The organism is Candidatus Latescibacterota bacterium (genome assembly GCA_020633725.1).
Lineage (GTDB): Bacteria > Krumholzibacteriota > Krumholzibacteriia > JACNKJ01 > JACNKJ01 > VGXI01.
This window is the reverse complement of record JACKDC010000002.1, coordinates 280,636-296,603: the sequence shown is the minus strand read 5'-3', so window position 1 is coordinate 296,603 and position 15,968 is coordinate 280,636. Positions and strand designations below refer to the sequence as shown.

The following is a 15,968-nucleotide window of genomic DNA, read 5'->3' as shown; positions in this document are numbered from 1 at the left end:
CGGGCCGGGGCTGCGCGCAGCCCCGGCCCACATCGCAATGGTGCTTCGCTAGTCCACCACGAAGGAGATCTTGCCGTTGATCCGGTACTCCTTGATCTCGCCCTTCTCCACCACGGCCGTCTGGCTCTCCACGTAGAAGTGCTTGATGTTCTTGACGGTCTTGCCGGCCTCTTCGACCGCGTTGCGGGCCGCGTCCTCCCAGCCCTTCTTCGACGAGGCGATGACCTCGATGACCTTGACGATGCTCATGTTCTCTCCTTCGTCGGGGTTCAGCTCTTGGGAATGCGCAGCGTCTGACCCGGGTAGATCTTGTTCGGGTCCTTGAGCATGGGCTGATTCGCCTCGAAGATCTTCATGTAGGCGCCCGCGCTGCCGAGATGCGCCTTGGCGATGGCGCCCAGCGTGTCGCCGGACTTCACCGTGTAGAACACGGCCTCGGGCTCGGGCTTCTTCACCACCAGCTGATTGTCCACCGACGCCACGCCGCTCACGTTGCCAACGGTGAGAACGACCTGCTCCATCTCCTTCTGGGACGCCACGGTGCCGCGCAGGGTCGCCACGTCCTTGTCGTTGAAGTCCACCGCGAGACCTTCGACCTCGAAGCCCATGGCCGTGACGTGGGAGCCCAGGCGCTGCGCCATCTCGGTCCGCGCCTCGGCGGCCTTGGCCTCGGTGTGGAAGATCTTCTCGCCAGCGTCCTTGACGAAATCGAAGAGACCCATGACTCGCTCCTTGGTTCGGGTCCGCGGTTCGCCGGCGGTGCACCCAGCCCGGCGTCCCGACTTGTAACACTTCGCGCGCGGGCGCGTCCAGCCGGCTAGGCCCGCCGCAGCCAGGCGCGTATCAAACCTGAGACGAGATCGCCGAGCAAGACCAGCAGCGCGCCGAGGAGGATGTAGAAGGCCATCACGTCGTACTGATTGCGCGCGCGCGCGTCAGCAATCCAGTAACCCAGCGAGACGATCCCCAGCAGGCCGAGCACCGTGGCCTCGCGAATGCAGGTCTCCCAGCGGTAGAAGAAGTAGAGCAGCAGGCGCGACACGCTGAGCGGAAAAACCCCTGTGGTGACCAGTTGAGCGCGGGTGGCGCCCAGACCACGCAACGCGCCGAGCGGCCCGCGATCGAGGTTCTCCACCACCTCCGCGCCCAGCTTGCCCAGGATGCCCGCGTTGTGCAGACCCAGGGCCAGCACCGCCGGCCAGGCGCTCGGCCCCAGCAGCGCGAGAAAGAGAAAGGCCCAGACGTATTCCGGGATCGCGCGACAGAAGATGAGCGCGAGACGTGCGACACCGCGCAGCGTCGCCCAGGCCGCGCGGGCGCCGCGCCCGGGAGCGTGCGCGGCGGGGAGGAAGGGCGCGGGCGTCGCCAGGTTGCGGGCGGCGGGCAGCCCGAGCAGCGTGCCCAGCAGGGCGGCCAGCGCGATGGCCGCCACGGCCATCGCCAGCGTGATCCCCGCCGCGGCGAGCCCGCGACTGCCGAGCAGATCGAGCGCCCAGCGCAGGGCGACGCCGCTGTCCCAGTCGGTCTCCTGCAGTGGATAGGGCCGCAGCTCGTGCAGGAAGCGATGCAGGTTCTCGACGCGCCGCGGCGCCAGGAAGCCCTGCGCGCTGAAGCCGCCGCCGATCCAGGAGCCCGCGATCAGCGCCAGCAGGGCGATCCCGCTCCAGCGCAGAAAGGGGCTGCGCTCCCGGCCGCGCCACAGCGCGCGCACCCTTGCCTCGCGCGCGCTCATGTCAGCAGCCTCCGCCTGAGCGCGCCGCTCCACAGGTCCGCCAGCGCCACGAGGACGAAGAGCGTGTAGAGGTAGGTCCAGACCTCGCCGTAGTAGAGGTTCTCGAAGGAGGCCGAGAGGTAGTAGCCCAGCGTGGGGAAGCCGAAGAAGCCCAGCACCGCCGACGAGCGCAGCGCGCACTCGAAGCGATAGAAGGCGTAGGCGCCGATGTCCGGCAGCGCGCGGGGCAGCAGCCCGAAGACGAAGACCTGCGGCGCGCTGGCGCCGGCCTGCCGCAGGGCGACGGCGGCGGTCGTGTCGGCCTCGTCGATCATCTCGCCGAAGACCTTGGCCAGCGTGCCGGCGTAGGGAATCGCGATGGCGATCACCGCCGCGAGGTTGCTGATCCCGAAGGCCGCGAGGAAGAGCACCGCCCAGAGCAGCTCGTGCACCGAGCGCATCAGCGCGATGAGCACGCGCACGCCGCCGTAGAGGACGGGAATCAGCGGCCGCAGCAGACGTCCCGCGCGGCTGGCCTCACCGCCGCGCAGCGCGTCCCACCAGGCGTTCGACGCGAGAAAGCCGAGCAGGAGCCCCGCCAGCACCGACAGCCCGATGGCCGCGGCGGCGAAGACCACCGTCGTGCGCGCGGCCGCGAGCGCCTTGAGGAGGATTGGCGGCGTGCCGGCGGGGACGTCGCCCTGGTAGTCAAGCGCGGGGCTGAGGGCGCGGCCGAGGAAGTCCCCCGCCACGCGCAGGCCGCCCTGCCCCGGGCTGAGGCCGGCGGGCGAGAGCCCGAGCGCCGCGAGGGAGGCGAGGCCGGCCATCATCAGCGCCGCGAGCACGATCAGGCGCGCGCCGTAGGCTCCCGGCGCGCCGCGCCGGATGTGGGTCTCAGCCCCCATGGGCGGAGCCGGGCGGCGCAGGCGCGTCGAGGGTGTAGAGCGCGGCGAACTGCGCTTCGGTCACCTGGTCCACGGGTGCGTCGAAGGCGAGGCGCCCCGCGCGCAGGCCCACCAGTCGCGGAAAGTGCTCGCGGGCGAGCGCGAGATTGTGGAGGCTCATCACCAGGGTGAGCCCCTCCTCCGCGCAGATGCGCGTGAGCAGTTCCACGGTGTCGCGTGCGCGGGCGGGATCCACGCTGGCCACGGGCTCGTCGGCCAGCATGGCCAGCGGCTGCTGATGCAGCGCCCTCGCGATGGCCACGCGCTGCAGCTGTCCACCCGAGAGGCGGTCGCTGCGCGCGAAGAGCTTGTCTTCAATGCCGACGCGCTCGAGCAGCGCGTGCACCGACGCCAGCTCACGCCGGGGCGGCAGCAAAAGGTGCCGCAGCGAGCCGAGGAAGCCCAGGCGTCCCAGCCGCCCGGCCAGCACGTTCTGGCTGACCCGGAGATTGGGCACCAGGCGCAGATCCTGGTGGATGAAACCGAGGCTCGCCCGCAGCTGGCGCAGCGCGCGCGGCGAGACCGTCGCGAGATCCTGTCCGGCGATGGCGAGCAGGCCGTCCGTGGGCGGCAGCGCGGCGCCGAGCAGCCGCAGCAGGCTGGTCTTGCCCGCCCCGCTGGGCCCGACGAGGCCGACGGCCTCGCCGGGAGCGATGTCCAGCGTGACGTCCTCCAGGGCAGTCTGCGCGCCGTAGCGCAGGCTCACGCCCTGGAGATGGAAGGCCAGTCCCCGCTCGCCGCCCACCGCGGCCGCTAGCGCAGCATCCCGAGCTGGACGGCGACCTCGCGGATGCCCTCGAACTCGGCGTTGCTGGCGGGGATGAGCTTCTCGCGCGGCAGGGCGGCGAGGAGCGCGGGATCGCTGATGTCCGTCATCGCCTTCTGCAGCTTCATGGTGAAGCCGGCGCCGAAGGTCGCGTCGAGGCTGGGATGCGCGGTCCAGTTGTAGTCCGCGAACTGGGGCGTCTGCCAGATGACGCGCACGACGTTCGGATCCGTGGTCCCCTCCGCCACGCGGCGGTCGTAGACCTTGTAGTTCACCACGCCGGCCTGGAACTGGCCGCTGGCGACGAGCTCGCAGGTCTTGTCGTGGCTGCCGGAGAAGCTCACGGGCTTGCTGAAGAAGTCGGACGGCGCCTTGCCCGTGGCCTCGCGGATGAAGTGCTCCGGCATCAGGCGGCCCGAGGTGCTGCTCTCGGAGCCGAAGGTGAAGGCCAGATCCTCGATGCCCATGGGGAAGTCGTCGCTCTTCTCGAGGCCCGTGCTGGCGTTCGCGATGAAGTAGCTATAATAGGTGGGATCCGCCGCGCCCTGGGCGATCGCCGAGGCGCCGGGCACCGCGGCGCGGGCCTGGACTCCCGTGAGGCCCCCGAACCAGGCGAGCTGCACGTCGCCGTTCCTGAACATCTCCACCGAGGCCTGGTAGTCCCGCGCGGGGACGTAACGCACCGGCACGCCCAGCACCTGGCTGAGGTGATCGCTGAAGGGCTTGAACTTCTCGATGAGCTCGGTGCTGTTCTGGTCGGGGATCGCCGTGTAGAGCAGTTCCTTCTTCGCCGCCTCCTGCTTCTGGCCGCAGTTCGCGAGGCCGAGCGTGAGGAGAATGGGGACGAGGAGCAGCCGAAGTGAGTTCCGCATTGTGCCTCCGCGGGTGTGAGGGGATATCCCGGGAGTTTGGCGGTTTGTCGGCCGGAGCGCAAGGGGGGGCTAGCGGAGCACGGATCTGCGCCCTTGCCCCACCGGCGCGGCCGCCCTAGACTCCCTCGCCATGTCACGTCATCCACGCCATTGCCGGGCGACGGCCGTCGCCGCCCTGCTCGCCTGCCTTCTTCCCGTCGTGTCAGCGCGCGCGGCCGAGGACGTCACCGCGCGCTTCTCGATGCGCACCATGGGCACCACGGCCACGGTCACGCTGGCCGGCGCCGACTCGAGCGCCCTGGCGCCCCTCGCCGCGCGCGCGCTGCGCACCTTCGCGCGCGTGGACTCCCTCATGTCGAACTGGACGACCACCAGCGACGTCGCGCGGCTCAATCGCGCCCTCGCCGACGCGGAGCCCTACGACGCCCTCCCCGTCGGGCCGGAGACCAGCAAGGTGCTCGAGGCCGCGCTGCACATCGCCGCGGCGAGCGGCGGCGCCTTCGATCCCACGGTGGAGCCCCTGGTGCGGCTCTGGGGCTTCCTCGGCGGACGTCCCACGCGCCCTGACAGCGCGGACATCCAGGCCCTGCTCCCCCGCGTCGGGCACCGCGCGCTCGCCTGGGACGCGCCGCGCCGCGTGCTGCAGCCCGCGCGCGCGGGCCTGCAGATCGACCTCGGCGGCATCGCCAAGGGCTACGCGGTGGACTGCGTGCGCGACAGCCTGCAGAGGATGGGCGTGACGGACGCCCTGATCGACCTCTCGGGGAACATCGCGCAGCTCGGCAGCCCCCCGGGGCGCGAGCACTGGCGCCTGGGTCTGCGCGATCCCGCCAATCGCGACGCCACCCTGGGCACGCTGACCCTCACCCGGGCGGCGGTGGCCACGAGCGGCGACTACGAGCAGTTCGTGGCGGCGGACGGCCGTCGCTACGGGCACATCCTCGATCCGCGCTCGGGCTGGCCGGCGGATTCGCTGGCCTCGGTCACCGTGCTCATGGACAGCGCCATGGAGGCGGACGCCTGGGCCACGGCGCTCTGCGTCATGGGACCGACCGCCGCCAAGAAGCTCGCCGCGGCGCGGGATGACATGGACGTCATCCTGGTGGAGCGCCGCGAGGACGGCCCCGACCTGATCTGGGTCGAGGGGAGCCTGGCGGGCAGCTACAGCATGAGCTCGGGGGATGGCGCGGGCTACCGCCTGCACCGCTTCTAGCCGCGACGGGGCTTTCCCGCCCCCTGGGCGACAAACCGGCATATCCGAATCCTAAATCCCTTATCTCATCGTTCCTTCCGCTTTGGCGCACGCATTGCTGGTTTCGGCCACCGGTGAGTCCGGACGGCCCCCAGGGGTCGCGTGGATTCCCGGCACGGCCCCGGCGAGAGCCGCCCGAGGCCTGGCATCGTGCGAACTGCGGATCCGTCGGCGGAAGGAGTCGGTGTGCGAGGCAGGCTGGGCAATCCTGGCGCCTTCGGCGGCAAGGGTCGCTCCGAGCGACGCTGGCCCGCGCTGGTCCTGCTGACCCTGGTGACGGTGCCCGCCGCGGTGGGCGCCTGCCGGCCGCAGTCCACGTCACCCACGCCGCCGGGCGGTGACCCCGCCTTCGTGCTGGACCCCGTCCAGTTCGAGTCCGAGGTGCGGCCCGTGCTCGTGGCGCAGGGCTGCAACAACGCCCAGTGCCACGGTGGCGGCCCGCGGGGCAGCTTCGCCCTGTCGCCCCCCGACGCTCCCGATGCGACCTACGACTTCGACCAGGCCAGCCTGCAGGTCTGGGGCTGGGACCGCCTGAACAGCCCGCTGCTGCGCAAGCCGCTGAGCCAGGACGCCGGCGGCGTGGACCACGCCGGCGCCATCGGCGGGGCGGGCTTCGATTCCACGGACGATCCGGGCTACGTCGCCTTCCGTGACTGGATCCTCGCCGGGGAGTACCGCTAGTGCGCGCGCGGCTGTCATTCCTCCTGCTCGGCCTCGCCCTCGCGCCGGCCGCTGCGCGCGCCGAGGCTCGCGCGGACGATGGCGCGCCCCAGCGCGTCGAGTACCTGGTCCCGACGATGGCGGAGGGCCGCATGCAGCTGGCCCCCGGCGAGCGTCCCTATCGTCACCATCTCGGTTTCTCCACCGCCGCCGGCAGCCTGGGCGCGCACCGCCAGTACGCGCTGCGCCTGGCCTACTGCCCGCGGCGCTGGCTGGGCTACGAGGCGAGCGTCGCGCACAACCCGGCCTCGGCGGTGCACGCGCTCTTCCACGACTTCAGCGTCGTGCTCAGGCGGCCCTTGCCCTGGCGCCTGCAGCCCTACGTCTCGGCCGGCTACGGCATGATGATCGCCTTCCCCGGCGGCGCCCTGCTGGCCGACTCGATCACGCGCAACGCCTTCAGCGCGGGCGGAGGACTGGAGCTCTTCCTTCGCGACGACGTCGCCCTCCGCCTCGAGGCGCGGGGCCGGCGCGTCCTCGATCGCCAGGACGGCGAGACGCTCTACTACGACTACGCGGACTACAGCGCGGGCTTCGTCTTCTACCGGAGCCTGACGCCGTGAGGGACTGGGACACTCGGGAGAACCCCAAGCGCAAGGAGTGGATCATGCCTGCCACCTTCGTACGCCTGCGTTCGCTGGCCCCGCTGCTGGCGGCGCTCCCGCTGGCGGCCTCGGCGCTGCTGACGGGATGCCGGGAAAACGCGCCGGAAGACGTGATCGTCAACGATCAGAGCACGCCCGCGCTGGTCTTCGTGAAGACCACGGCCGAGGAGACGCTCAACCGGAGCTGGGCGAGCAGCAACCTGTTCAAGCTGCAGCCCATCGCGCCGGGCGGTCAGGTGACGCCGCTCACGAACTTCAGCGGGGCGAGCGTCAGCGATCCCTGCGTGAGCTGGGACGGCGCCAAGGTGCTCTTCTCCATGCGCGCGCCCGGCGAGAGCTCCCGCAACATCTGGGAGATCGACGCCGACGGCGAGAACCTCCGCCGCGTCACCAGCGGCGGCGGCCACGACTTCGATCCGCTCTACCTGCCCGACGGGCGCATCCTCTTCACGAGCAGCCGCGACGGCGAGATGGACGAGTACAACCACTCGCAGGCCGAGCACCTCTACGTCTGCAACGCGGACGGCTCCGCCATGGAGCGCATCAGCTTCAACCAGAGCGACGACTTCGATCCCGCGGTGCTGCCGGACGGGCGGCTCGTCTACACGCGCTGGGAGCACTTCGGCACGATGAACCGCTTCCCGCTCTTCTTCACCAACCCGGACGGGACGGGCACCTTCCACATGTTCGGCCCGCACGACCGCAACTTCTTCCACGCGCAGCCCACGCCGGACGGCCGCCTGATCGCGGTGGAGTCCACGATGGTGAACGAGGACGCCGGTCCCATCTGCGTGCTCAAGCTCGAGAACGGTCCCGCGGATCCCACGCCCGGGCCGGACAGCGACTTCTGGAGCGTCCTGACGCCCGACGTGAACACCGACGGCGCGCCCTGGACCTACGGCGCCTTCAAGTATCCCTTCCCCCTGGGCGGCAACCGCTACGTGGTCAGCTACACGCTGCCCGCCGCCGAGGACGGCCAGGTGGACTACGCGCTCTACACCTTCTCGCTCAACCAGACCGGCGCGGGCACGCCCGAGGATCCGGCGACGCTGAGCCTGGACGACCTGAGCTTCCTCTACAACGACCCGTCCACCAACGAGTACGACGCGCAGCTGCTCTGGCCGCGCGAGAAGCCGCCCGTCATCCCCGACACCGTGGACCACAGCGTGGACTACGGCTTCTTCGTGGCGCAGGACGTCTTCAACCGCAGCAACCAGGACGGGCAGGAGGTGCCCACCCGCGCGAACGACACGATCGACCAGATCGCCGTCATCGCCGCGCGTCCCACCATGGCCGGCGAGATGGGCGACTTCTCGGCCAACGAGTTCGAGAAGCGCGCCTTCGTCGGCTACGCGCCGGTGGAGAGCGACGGCTCCTTCAAGATCAAGGTGCCGGCCGACACGCCCATCTCCTTCGCGACCCTCGACGATCACGGCCGCGGCTTCGTGGTCAAGCGCACCTGGCTCTACGTGCGGCCCGGCGAGACCTTCGACAAGTGCACGGGCTGCCACGAGGACCGCGTGGCCGGCGGACCCTACCCCACGAACCCCGACCCCATCGCCAACTACGTGGCCGGCGCCGACCTCAACCTCGACCCGTCGGCCTTCCGCGTCATCAACTACGAGAACGACATCGCGCCCATCGTGGAGAACAAGTGCGTCTCCTGCCACCAGGTCATCGTGAACGCGCCGGGCGACACGCTCTGGGCCGCGGGCGATCTGGATCTCTCCGCCGTCCCCGACACCCTCGAGATGGGCGAGATCTTCCCGCGCGGCTACATCAGCCTCTCCGGCGAGTCCGAGACCATGGATCACCAGGTGGTGCGGCCCGCCTTCCCGCGCCGCTCGCTCCTGATCGACGCCACCGAGGGCCTCGGCAACTGGCAGGCCAGCGGCGCGCACCCGGACGGCGCGAACGCGCTCACGCCGGCAGAGCAGGAAACCTTCCGCCTCTGGGTGCTGCTCGGCGCCCAGTACCGCTAGGAGGACGCCCATGCGCACACGCCTCGCACTCGCCGTCCTCCTGATCGCCGCGTTGCCGGGCCTCGCCTCGGCAGCCGGCGGGCCGTCGGCGGAGTGGCAGACGGTCGTCGAGCATCCGCTGTCCCTGCTGGACGCGCCCGGCGCCACGCCCGCGCCGGCGCCCGCGCCGGTGCTGGGCCGGCCGCTGCTGCTCCACTTCTGGGCCAGCTGGTGCGCGCCCTGCCGCCGGGAGCTGCCCGCCCTCGACGCGCGCGTCGCCCGCTGGACGGGCGAGGGACTGCAGACCCGCGTGGTGTCCGTGGACCGCGAGGCGGATCGCGCGCGGCGCTTCGCGGCGGAGCTGGCGCTCGGGTTGCCGCTCTACATCGACGGTCCCGACGGCCTCGCCGCCGCCATGGACCTGCCGTCCCTGCCCTGCACCTTCCTCTTCGACGCCAAGGGCCAGCGCGTGCTGGAGCTCCACGGCGAGAGCGACGAGAACCTGCGCGCCCTGGACGCGGCGCTGGCCGTTCTGCTGAAGGGTCCCGCCGCGGCGGAGAGCGCGAGCCTGGGAGGCGGGCAGTGAGACGTCGACTCCTCTTCGCGTTCGCGCTGCTCGCCGCCGCGGCCACGCCCTTGCTGGGCGGTTGCGCGGGCGCGCGTCCCTACGAGCGCGAGTTCCTGGCCGATCCCATCATGGACTTCGCCGCCGAGACCCCCGCGGAGGCCCGCGAGCTCAAGTGGCTCGAGGCCCGCGAGGGCTCCAGCGGCGGCGTGGGCGGCGCCGGCGGAGGCTGCGCGTGCAAGTGAGGCGTCTGGCATTCGTGCTGCCGCTCCTGGCCGCCGCTCCGGCGCGGGCCGGCCTCGCGCCGGAGAGCCAGGAGGCGTCCTTCCTGTTCCACTACTTCGCGGACGTGGAGGACGTCCACGTGCGCTCGCACTACGCGTTCTACGGTCTCGACCTGGGCGGCCGGACGCTGAATCTCGAGTTCAACCACGAGCGCGTGAGCATCCCCGCGGTGCAGGCGCCGGTGGGCAGCCAGGAGGCCGATGATGCCATCACGGCCGCCAGCCGTCCCATCGCCAACGCGAGCGACGCGTTCAGCGACTACATCAAGGTGCGCAACGCGCTGCAGGCGGACATCGCGCTGGGACCGGGCAAGCTGGGCTTCTACCGCTCGCAGGAGGTCGACTACAACGCGAGCATGGTCTCGGGCAGCCTCCAGCGCGACCTGGACCACCGGCAGCTCAACGTGTCGGTCGGCGCGGGCTACGGCTGGGACCGCGTGGAGCCGCTCAGCGACGAGGACACCAGCGGCGACGCCCGCAGCAAGCGCATCGTCCACTTCAACGTGGTGGCGACGCGGATCCTCGACCCGAAGACCGTGCTGCGTCTGGGTGGGGAGCTGAACCGCCTCTCGGGTCTGCAGCACAATCCCTATCGCAACGTCTACGCGGGCGGGGCGCGGGAGCCCGAGCTGCACCCGGACGAGCGGCACCGGCAGGACGTCTTCGTCAAGCTGAACCGCTACCTCGGCGAGCACTCGAGCCTGAACGTCGACTACCGCTACTACAATGACGACTGGAAGCTGCACTCGCACACCGCGGGTCTGAAGCTGAACCAGTACCTGGGCTCGGACCTGGTGCTGCGCTACCGCTACCGCTTCTACCGCCAGAGCGGCGCCTGGTTCTGGGCCGAGGAGTACGCCAGCGCGAGCGGCATCGACGGCTACCGCAGCGGCGACTACCGTCTGGGCCCCTTCGACGCGCACCTCTTCGGCACGCGCCTGGAGTGGATGCCGAGCGCCCTCGCTTCGCGCTGGCGCCTGCTCACGCGCTGCACCCTGCGCCTCGGCTACGAGCGCTACTTCAACACGAACGACTTCGCGGCGAACGTCTTCGAGACGGGCCTCAGCCTGGATTTCTAGCGAGACCGAGAAAGGAGCCCGACATGCGACGCATCACCATCGGAGCCCTTGGCCTGCTTCTCGCCCTGCCGGCGAGCAGCAGCGGCGTGAGCGCGGCGACCTTCAGCCCGCTCGCCTTCCCCGGCGCCGACCGGGCGCTGCTGGACCGCGGCGCGAGCCGAGCGGACCTGGGGCGGGACCTCATGGGCAGCGCCCGGTCCGGGGTGATCCTGGGCCGGGTGGACGTCTACGACCGCTTCCCCTTCCTGGAGGCGCGCTACCTGCAGGTGGTCAGCGACCCCACGTGGAACCGCCTGCTCTTCGGCGATCCCGCCGCGGGGCTCGCGGCTTACGACGGCGCGGCGAGCGGCTTCGGTCAGCTGGACGCGCCGGCCGGGCTCGCCGCGGATGACGCCGGGCGCGTCTACGTGGCCGACAGCGGCAACGACCGCGTGCTGGTGCTCAAGGCGACCTACGACAGCGAGTCGCTGAGCCTCACGCCGCTCTACGCCATCGAGGGTCTGTCGCGTCCCCAGGACGTCGCCTGGTCCGACGGCGGCACGCCCTTCCAGCCCGCCGACGACCGCCTCTTCGTGGCGAACACGGGCGCCAACGAGATCGTCGCCTGCGCGCCGACCGCGGGCCGCTTCGCGCCGGCCGCGCGGCTCGGTGCGCTGGGCGGCGGCGTGGGCCGCTTCGCCGGCCCCACCGCCATCGCCGCGGCCTGGGCTGGCGACGCGAATCGCGTCCTCGTCGCCGACGCGCACGCCGGGCGGATCGTCGAGCTGAGCGAGGCGGCGAACGCCCTGCGCTGGGAGCGCGCCGTCAGCCACGGGCTGGGCCGCGTGGAGGGCCTCGACCTCGACGCCTGGGGCAACTGCTACGCGGCGGCCCCCGGCGCCGGCGTGCTGCGCAAGTTCGACCGTCAGCTCCGGCCCCTCGGGGATGTGGAGGGCGCGCTGCGCCACCCGCACGACGTCTGCGTGCCCGCCGTCACGGTGAGCGATCACCGCACGGGCGACGTGTCGCGCCGCCGCGAGGCCGCGAGCCTCGTGGTCGAGGACTGGAGCGAGGGCAGCGGCCTGCGCCTCTACGCGCTCGGCCCGGATCTGCAGTCGCTGCAGGCCGAGGGCGGCGACGCCCCGCGCGCCGAGTTCCTGCTCACCGACCGCGCGGCCGTCAGCGCGACGATCCTGGACGCGGCGGGCGCGCGCATCGCCTTCAAGAACCTGAACACGGTCGACGCCGGACCGGCGAGCGTGAGCTTCGCCGCGGACGACTTCCTCGTCGACCACCCGGCCGGCGACTACCGCCTGCGGATCGACGCCGCCAGCGCCTATCCGGACGGCCCCGCCGTGCGGCTCGAGACGGGCATCGCCCTGGCCGCCGGCCAGGCGCCTGCGCGCGCGCTCGCGCTGATGGGCAACTTCCCCAACCCCTTCAACCCGAGCACCACGCTGCGCTTCACGGTGCCGGCCGGCAGCGGCGAGCCCCTGCGTCTCGAGGTCTTCGACGTGCGCGGCCGCCTGGTGCGCGTCCTCGCCGAGGGCGTCTTCGCCGCGGGCGAGCATTCCGCGGTCTGGGACGGCCGCGACGGCGAGGGCCGGCCGCAGGGCTCGGGCGTCTACTTCAGCCGCTTGACCCAGGGACAGGCCCAGCAGCAGGGCAAGCTGCTCCTGCTCAAGTGATGAACCCGAGCACACGACATCGCGCGTCGCTCGGCGCCGCCGCCTTCGCCGCCCTGCTGGCGGGGGCGGCGGCGACCGGCTGTCTGGAGGCGCCGGGCATCGAGGACACCTGGACGCGCCTGGAGATCCTCGGCGCGTCGCCGGGGCGAAGCGTCGCCTTCGCGCCCGGTGACAGCCTGTCCCTGCGCGTGGACGCGCGCGTCACCTTTCGCGCCATCCGCACGGGCGCGCTGGCGCTCGAGCTGCGGCGTGGCGATGCCGCGCTGGCCACCTCCCACCCGCTGACCGCGGACGCGCCGGCCGAGGTGCAGAGCCACGACGTCCAGGCGCTGCTCGCGGCGACGCAGCCGCTGGCCGGCGACTTGCGCGCGATCACGGGCTTCGACCATCTCATGATGGACGCGACCCTCGCCTTCGACGCTCAGGTCCCCGCCGACCTGGACAGCAGCGAGGCGCTCTGGGTCCTGCTCTACTTCGGGGAAGACGAGGACGTGCGCCGCCCCGGCATGGCCGACACCGTCGTGGTGACGCCCGTGTCCATGGACAGTCTGCAGATCCTCACCGAGGGCTATCCGCTCGACCTCGGCGGGGGCACGCCGTGAACCGCCGCCGCATCGACTGGCCCCGCGCCCTGCGCTGGCTGGGACTCGCCGTCCTCCTGGCGCACGCCGAGCCCGCGAGCGCGGGCCTGCGCGTCTTCGTCGCCGCGGGCGCGGCGCTGCCCGACGCCAGCTTCGCGGACTTCCGCTGGGACACCGGGCCGCAGGGTCTCGTGGGCGGCGGCCTCCTGCTCGACGGCCGCCTGGGCGGCCTTGGCCTGCGCGCCGAGCGCCACGGCGGCAGCCAGGGCACCGGCCTGCCGGGCGCACCCGCCGCGCTGGCGCTGAGCCTGAGCAACGTGGAGCTGCTCGCCTCGCGGCGGCTGCTGAGCCTTCCGCTCGCCGGCCTCGAGTGCTGGGGGCAGGCGCACGCCGGCTGGCTGCGTCTGGCCTATTCACCGGATGCACTGACCGTGGACGTCGGCGAACCTCTGCAGCTTCGCTTCGACACCGTGAACGAACTCTGCGGCGGCGGCGGCCTGCTGCTGCGCCGGCCCCTCGCCGCGGGGCTCGGCCTCGGCCTCGACCTCGACGCCCTCGTCTTCGCGCTGGACAGCGCGCGACGCGTGGGCGACGCGGTGCTGCTGGAACGGCAGCGCCGCACGAACTGGCGCTTCGGCCTGCGCCTCGACTGGACGCCCGGCACCGCGACGCCGGGATTGCGCTAGGAAGGAAGGACATCGTGAGCACCTCTCACCGCCGCGGAGGGCGGGGGCGTCTCCACGTCGCCCTCGCGTTCGCGCTCTTGACTGTCGTGACGGGGATCGCGCGGGGCGCCGACAGCGCCGCGGATTCCACGCGCGCGCCGCTCTGGTCCACGCCGCTGAACGGTCCGCACGTCCTCACGGAGAAGTCGGTGCGACTGACGGGCGATGGCGACGGCGTCCTGCGCAGCGGCCCGGGGCCGGACTTCGCGATCGTGGCCACCTTCCCCGCGGGCAGCACGTTCAAGGTGGTCGCCAAGCGCGGCCCCTGGCTGGGCCTCAGCATCGACGCGCAGCGCACCGGCTGGGTGCACGAGGACGTCTGCGAGGAGTTCGACGACATGTCGGGCCTCGAGTTCAGACCCAACCCCAGGCTCTTCTCGCGCGTGGGCAGCTACACGCTGCGCGCCTACAGCGGCGCCTACGCCTTCGACCGCAAGTCGAACTCGCTGGTGCTGGGCGGGAGCCTCGGCTACCAGCTGCTCGACCACGTCGAGCTCGAAGGCGACGTGGCCTGGACGCGCGTCGCGCGTCCCGCCGAGATCGTGGAGAACCTGTTCAACCTCGCCCTCGAGGAGGAGCAGTTCCACATGCTCTACTACTCGTTCAATCTCAACCTCAAGCTGCTGCCGGGACGGCAGATGGTGCCCTACCTGACGGGCGGCATGGGCAGCAGCATCCTGCGCGGCGAGACCGAGCCCAGCGTCAACCTGGGCGCGGGCAGCATGCTCTACTTCAGCAAGCGCATGGCCATGCGCTGGGAATTCCGGAACTACCGCTTCGCCTCCGGCGCCGCCAGCGCGCGGCGCGACAACAACAACGTCGAGTTCAGCCTCGGCAGCAGCCTGCTCTTCTAGGAGGTGCCCGTGATGAGAGTCCCGTTCCCGACCAGGACGGCGCCTGCGCTCGTCCTCCTGCTCGCACTGGGGATCGCCCCGTGGCCGACGCCCGCGCGCGCCGACGAGCGCGCGCCCTTCGCCGCGCGCGACGGCCTCGCCCTCGCCGCCGACGCGGCGCGCGCCTGGGCCGACGACGCCCAGCTCGTCTACGTGGAGAACGACGAGGACCTGGGCGCCGCGGGCCAGGCGCCGCGCTGGGGCTACCTCTTCCGCTCGACCCAGCGCGGCCGCTGCCGGTCCTACTCGCTCTCCTTCGACGGCGGCGCGGCCAAGGTGCTCCAGGCCCGCGACCTCGACTTCGACTTCGACGCGCCGCCCCTGCCGACCCAGTGGGTGGACAGCGCCGCCGCGCTGCTCAGCGCCGACGACGCCGGCGGCCGCGACTACTGCCGCAAGCACCAGGGTCGCCTGAGCAGCATGGTCCTGCTGCGCGGCGCCTTCCATCCGCAGCGGCCGGACATGAGCACCTGGACCGTCGTCTACACCTCGCCGGACGCGCCCTCGTTCTACGTTCTCCTGGACGCGTCCAGCGGCCACGCCGTGCGCACCTGGAGGGGATGACATGCACCGCCAGCCCATTGCTCTGCTTCTCTTGCCGTTCATCCTGGGCATCGCCACGCCTGCCGTCGCCGAGGAGTCCGCGGGAGGGGGCGTGAAGGTGGAGCGTCGCGCGCCCGACAAGGGCGGCCTCGCCAGCCTGCGTTTCCTGCACGCTAACCGCGACTTCCTGCGCGGCCGGCTCGATCTGCTGCGCGAGAAGCCGCTGCCCGGCGAGGGCCAGGCCCGCGGCCTCGACGAGCGCCAGCTCCTGCTGCGCCGCATTCTCGACGAGATCGAGGCCTCGCGCGACAGCGTCCGCACCGAGGGCGTGCAGCTCGCGGGCGACGCCATGCTCGGGCAGCTCAACAGCCTCTCGCGGCTCGAGGACCAGCTCGACCGCATGGACCGTCTCACCGACCGTCAGGAGGACCGGCTGCACGACCTCGACGAGGCCCTCCGCGGCGAGCAGGAGACGGCGCTGATCGTGCTGCTCAAGGGCCTGCCGCCCCAGGTGGATCCGGCGAAGATCGCCATCCGCGACGACGACGGCGCCAGCTGGAACATCCGTCTCGACGCCGCCCAGCGCGCGGCCCTGCGCCGCGGCGGCCTGGTGCAGGTGCTCCACGAGTACATGGAGCCGCGGCTGCATCGCCTGGAGTTCAGCCTGGGCGGCGACGGCCTGCTGGAGATCGCCGCCGACACCCCGCGCGACCAGCTCACGCTGCTGCAGCTCGACCTGAGCGGGGTGTCCTCCACCGCGGACCTCTCCGCCGCCTCGGCGAAGATCTGGCAGGATTGAT

19 protein-coding genes are annotated in these 15,968 nt (G+C 71.8%); 13 read left to right on the top strand and 6 right to left on the bottom strand.

Annotation, left to right across the window (positions count from 1 at the left end; genetic code table 11):
- Positions 1 to 48: 48 nt before the first annotated feature.
- From H6693_05760 to H6693_05735, 6 genes are all read right to left on the bottom strand, one after another.
- Positions 49 to 249, bottom strand: coding sequence for a dodecin domain-containing protein (locus H6693_05760; protein ID MCB9515679.1), 201 nt, complete (start codon positions 247 to 249; stop codon positions 49 to 51).
- 20 nt (positions 250 to 269) lie between these two features.
- A complete protein-coding gene (gene lysM, locus H6693_05755) occupies positions 270 to 722 on the bottom strand; it encodes a peptidoglycan-binding protein LysM (protein MCB9515678.1) in 453 nt (150 codons plus the stop codon).
- 95 nt (positions 723 to 817) lie between these two features.
- Positions 818 to 1,732, bottom strand: coding sequence for an ABC transporter permease subunit (locus H6693_05750; GenBank protein MCB9515677.1), 915 nt, complete (start codon positions 1,730 to 1,732; stop codon positions 818 to 820).
- On the bottom strand, positions 1,729 to 2,616 hold the full coding sequence (locus tag H6693_05745; GenBank protein ID MCB9515676.1) for an ABC transporter permease subunit: 888 nt from the start codon (positions 2,614 to 2,616) through the stop codon (positions 1,729 to 1,731). Before H6693_05745 ends, H6693_05750 begins: the two co-directional genes overlap by 4 nt.
- Entirely contained in the window at positions 2,606 to 3,382 is a 777-nt protein-coding gene (locus H6693_05740; GenBank protein ID MCB9515675.1) for an ATP-binding cassette domain-containing protein, read from the bottom strand. Before H6693_05740 ends, H6693_05745 begins: the two co-directional genes overlap by 11 nt.
- Positions 3,383 to 3,408: 26 nt before the next feature.
- Positions 3,409 to 4,293 (bottom strand): putative selenate ABC transporter substrate-binding protein, encoded by an 885-nt coding sequence (locus H6693_05735; GenBank protein MCB9515674.1) that lies wholly within the window; start codon positions 4,291 to 4,293, stop codon positions 3,409 to 3,411.
- A gap of 199 nt (positions 4,294 to 4,492) precedes the next feature.
- On the opposite strand from H6693_05735, the gene H6693_05730 reads away from it, so the two are divergent.
- The 13 genes from H6693_05730 (at position 4,493) to H6693_05670 (ending at position 15,967) form a co-directional block, all read left to right on the top strand.
- A complete protein-coding gene (locus H6693_05730; GenBank protein ID MCB9515673.1) occupies positions 4,493 to 5,506 on the top strand; it encodes an FAD:protein FMN transferase in 1,014 nt (337 codons plus the stop codon).
- Between the two features lie 225 nt (positions 5,507 to 5,731).
- Entirely contained in the window at positions 5,732 to 6,226 is a 495-nt protein-coding gene (locus H6693_05725; protein ID MCB9515672.1) for a hypothetical protein, read from the top strand.
- Positions 6,226 to 6,828 (top strand): hypothetical protein, encoded by a 603-nt coding sequence (locus tag H6693_05720; protein ID MCB9515671.1) that lies wholly within the window; start codon positions 6,226 to 6,228, stop codon positions 6,826 to 6,828. The genes H6693_05725 and H6693_05720 overlap by 1 nt, the downstream gene beginning before the upstream one ends.
- 44 nt (positions 6,829 to 6,872) lie before the next feature.
- A complete protein-coding gene (locus H6693_05715; GenBank protein MCB9515670.1) occupies positions 6,873 to 8,852 on the top strand; it encodes a PD40 domain-containing protein in 1,980 nt (659 codons plus the stop codon).
- Positions 8,853 to 8,862: 10 nt separating this feature from the next.
- On the top strand, positions 8,863 to 9,417 hold the full coding sequence (locus tag H6693_05710) for a TlpA family protein disulfide reductase (GenBank protein MCB9515669.1): 555 nt from the start codon (positions 8,863 to 8,865) through the stop codon (positions 9,415 to 9,417).
- A gap of 26 nt (positions 9,418 to 9,443) precedes the next feature.
- Positions 9,444 to 9,641 carry a DUF4266 domain-containing protein gene (locus H6693_05705; GenBank protein MCB9515668.1) on the top strand — a complete coding sequence of 66 codons (198 nt, stop codon included), beginning with the start codon at positions 9,444 to 9,446 and terminating at the stop codon, positions 9,639 to 9,641.
- Positions 9,632 to 10,759, top strand: coding sequence for a DUF3570 domain-containing protein (locus H6693_05700; protein MCB9515667.1), 1,128 nt, complete (start codon positions 9,632 to 9,634; stop codon positions 10,757 to 10,759). Before H6693_05705 ends, H6693_05700 begins: the two co-directional genes overlap by 10 nt.
- A 23-nt stretch (positions 10,760 to 10,782) precedes the next feature.
- Positions 10,783 to 12,426, top strand: a complete 1,644-nt coding sequence (locus tag H6693_05695) for a T9SS type A sorting domain-containing protein (GenBank protein MCB9515666.1) — start codon at positions 10,783 to 10,785, stop codon at positions 12,424 to 12,426.
- Entirely contained in the window at positions 12,426 to 13,028 is a 603-nt protein-coding gene (locus H6693_05690) for a hypothetical protein (protein ID MCB9515665.1), read from the top strand. The genes H6693_05695 and H6693_05690 overlap by 1 nt, the downstream gene beginning before the upstream one ends.
- Positions 13,025 to 13,693 (top strand): hypothetical protein, encoded by a 669-nt coding sequence (locus tag H6693_05685; GenBank protein ID MCB9515664.1) that lies wholly within the window; start codon positions 13,025 to 13,027, stop codon positions 13,691 to 13,693. The genes H6693_05690 and H6693_05685 overlap by 4 nt, the downstream gene beginning before the upstream one ends.
- A 14-nt stretch (positions 13,694 to 13,707) precedes the next feature.
- Positions 13,708 to 14,586: an outer membrane beta-barrel domain-containing protein gene (locus H6693_05680; protein MCB9515663.1), complete on the top strand. Its 879-nt coding sequence runs from the start codon at positions 13,708 to 13,710 to the stop codon at positions 14,584 to 14,586.
- A gap of 12 nt (positions 14,587 to 14,598) precedes the next feature.
- On the top strand, positions 14,599 to 15,189 hold the full coding sequence (locus tag H6693_05675) for a hypothetical protein (protein MCB9515662.1): 591 nt from the start codon (positions 14,599 to 14,601) through the stop codon (positions 15,187 to 15,189).
- A gap of 1 nt (position 15,190) precedes the next feature.
- Entirely contained in the window at positions 15,191 to 15,967 is a 777-nt protein-coding gene (locus tag H6693_05670) for a hypothetical protein (GenBank protein ID MCB9515661.1), read from the top strand.
- Position 15,968 lies beyond the last annotated feature (1 nt).

What these genes read in the sequence shown, in the direction of transcription:
- H6693_05760 (MCB9515679.1), bottom strand. Translation starts at nt 249, where the DNA reads ATGAGCATCGTCAAGGTCATCGAGGTCATCGCCTCGTCGAAGAAGGGC.
- lysM (MCB9515678.1), bottom strand. Translation starts at nt 722, where the DNA reads ATGGGTCTCTTCGATTTCGTCAAGGACGCTGGCGAGAAGATCTTCCAC.
- H6693_05750 (MCB9515677.1), bottom strand. Translation starts at nt 1,732, where the DNA reads ATGAGCGCGCGCGAGGCAAGGGTGCGCGCGCTGTGGCGCGGCCGGGAG.
- H6693_05745 (MCB9515676.1), bottom strand. Translation starts at nt 2,616, where the DNA reads ATGGGGGCTGAGACCCACATCCGGCGCGGCGCGCCGGGAGCCTACGGC.
- H6693_05735 (MCB9515674.1), bottom strand. Translation starts at nt 4,293, where the DNA reads ATGCGGAACTCACTTCGGCTGCTCCTCGTCCCCATTCTCCTCACGCTC.
- H6693_05715 (MCB9515670.1), top strand. Translation starts at nt 6,873, where the DNA reads ATGCCTGCCACCTTCGTACGCCTGCGTTCGCTGGCCCCGCTGCTGGCG.
- H6693_05710 (MCB9515669.1), top strand. Translation starts at nt 8,863, where the DNA reads ATGCGCACACGCCTCGCACTCGCCGTCCTCCTGATCGCCGCGTTGCCG.
- H6693_05695 (MCB9515666.1), top strand. Translation starts at nt 10,783, where the DNA reads ATGCGACGCATCACCATCGGAGCCCTTGGCCTGCTTCTCGCCCTGCCG.
- H6693_05690 (MCB9515665.1), top strand. Translation starts at nt 12,426, where the DNA reads ATGAACCCGAGCACACGACATCGCGCGTCGCTCGGCGCCGCCGCCTTC.
- H6693_05675 (MCB9515662.1), top strand. Translation starts at nt 14,599, where the DNA reads ATGAGAGTCCCGTTCCCGACCAGGACGGCGCCTGCGCTCGTCCTCCTG.
- H6693_05670 (MCB9515661.1), top strand. Translation starts at nt 15,191, where the DNA reads ATGCACCGCCAGCCCATTGCTCTGCTTCTCTTGCCGTTCATCCTGGGC.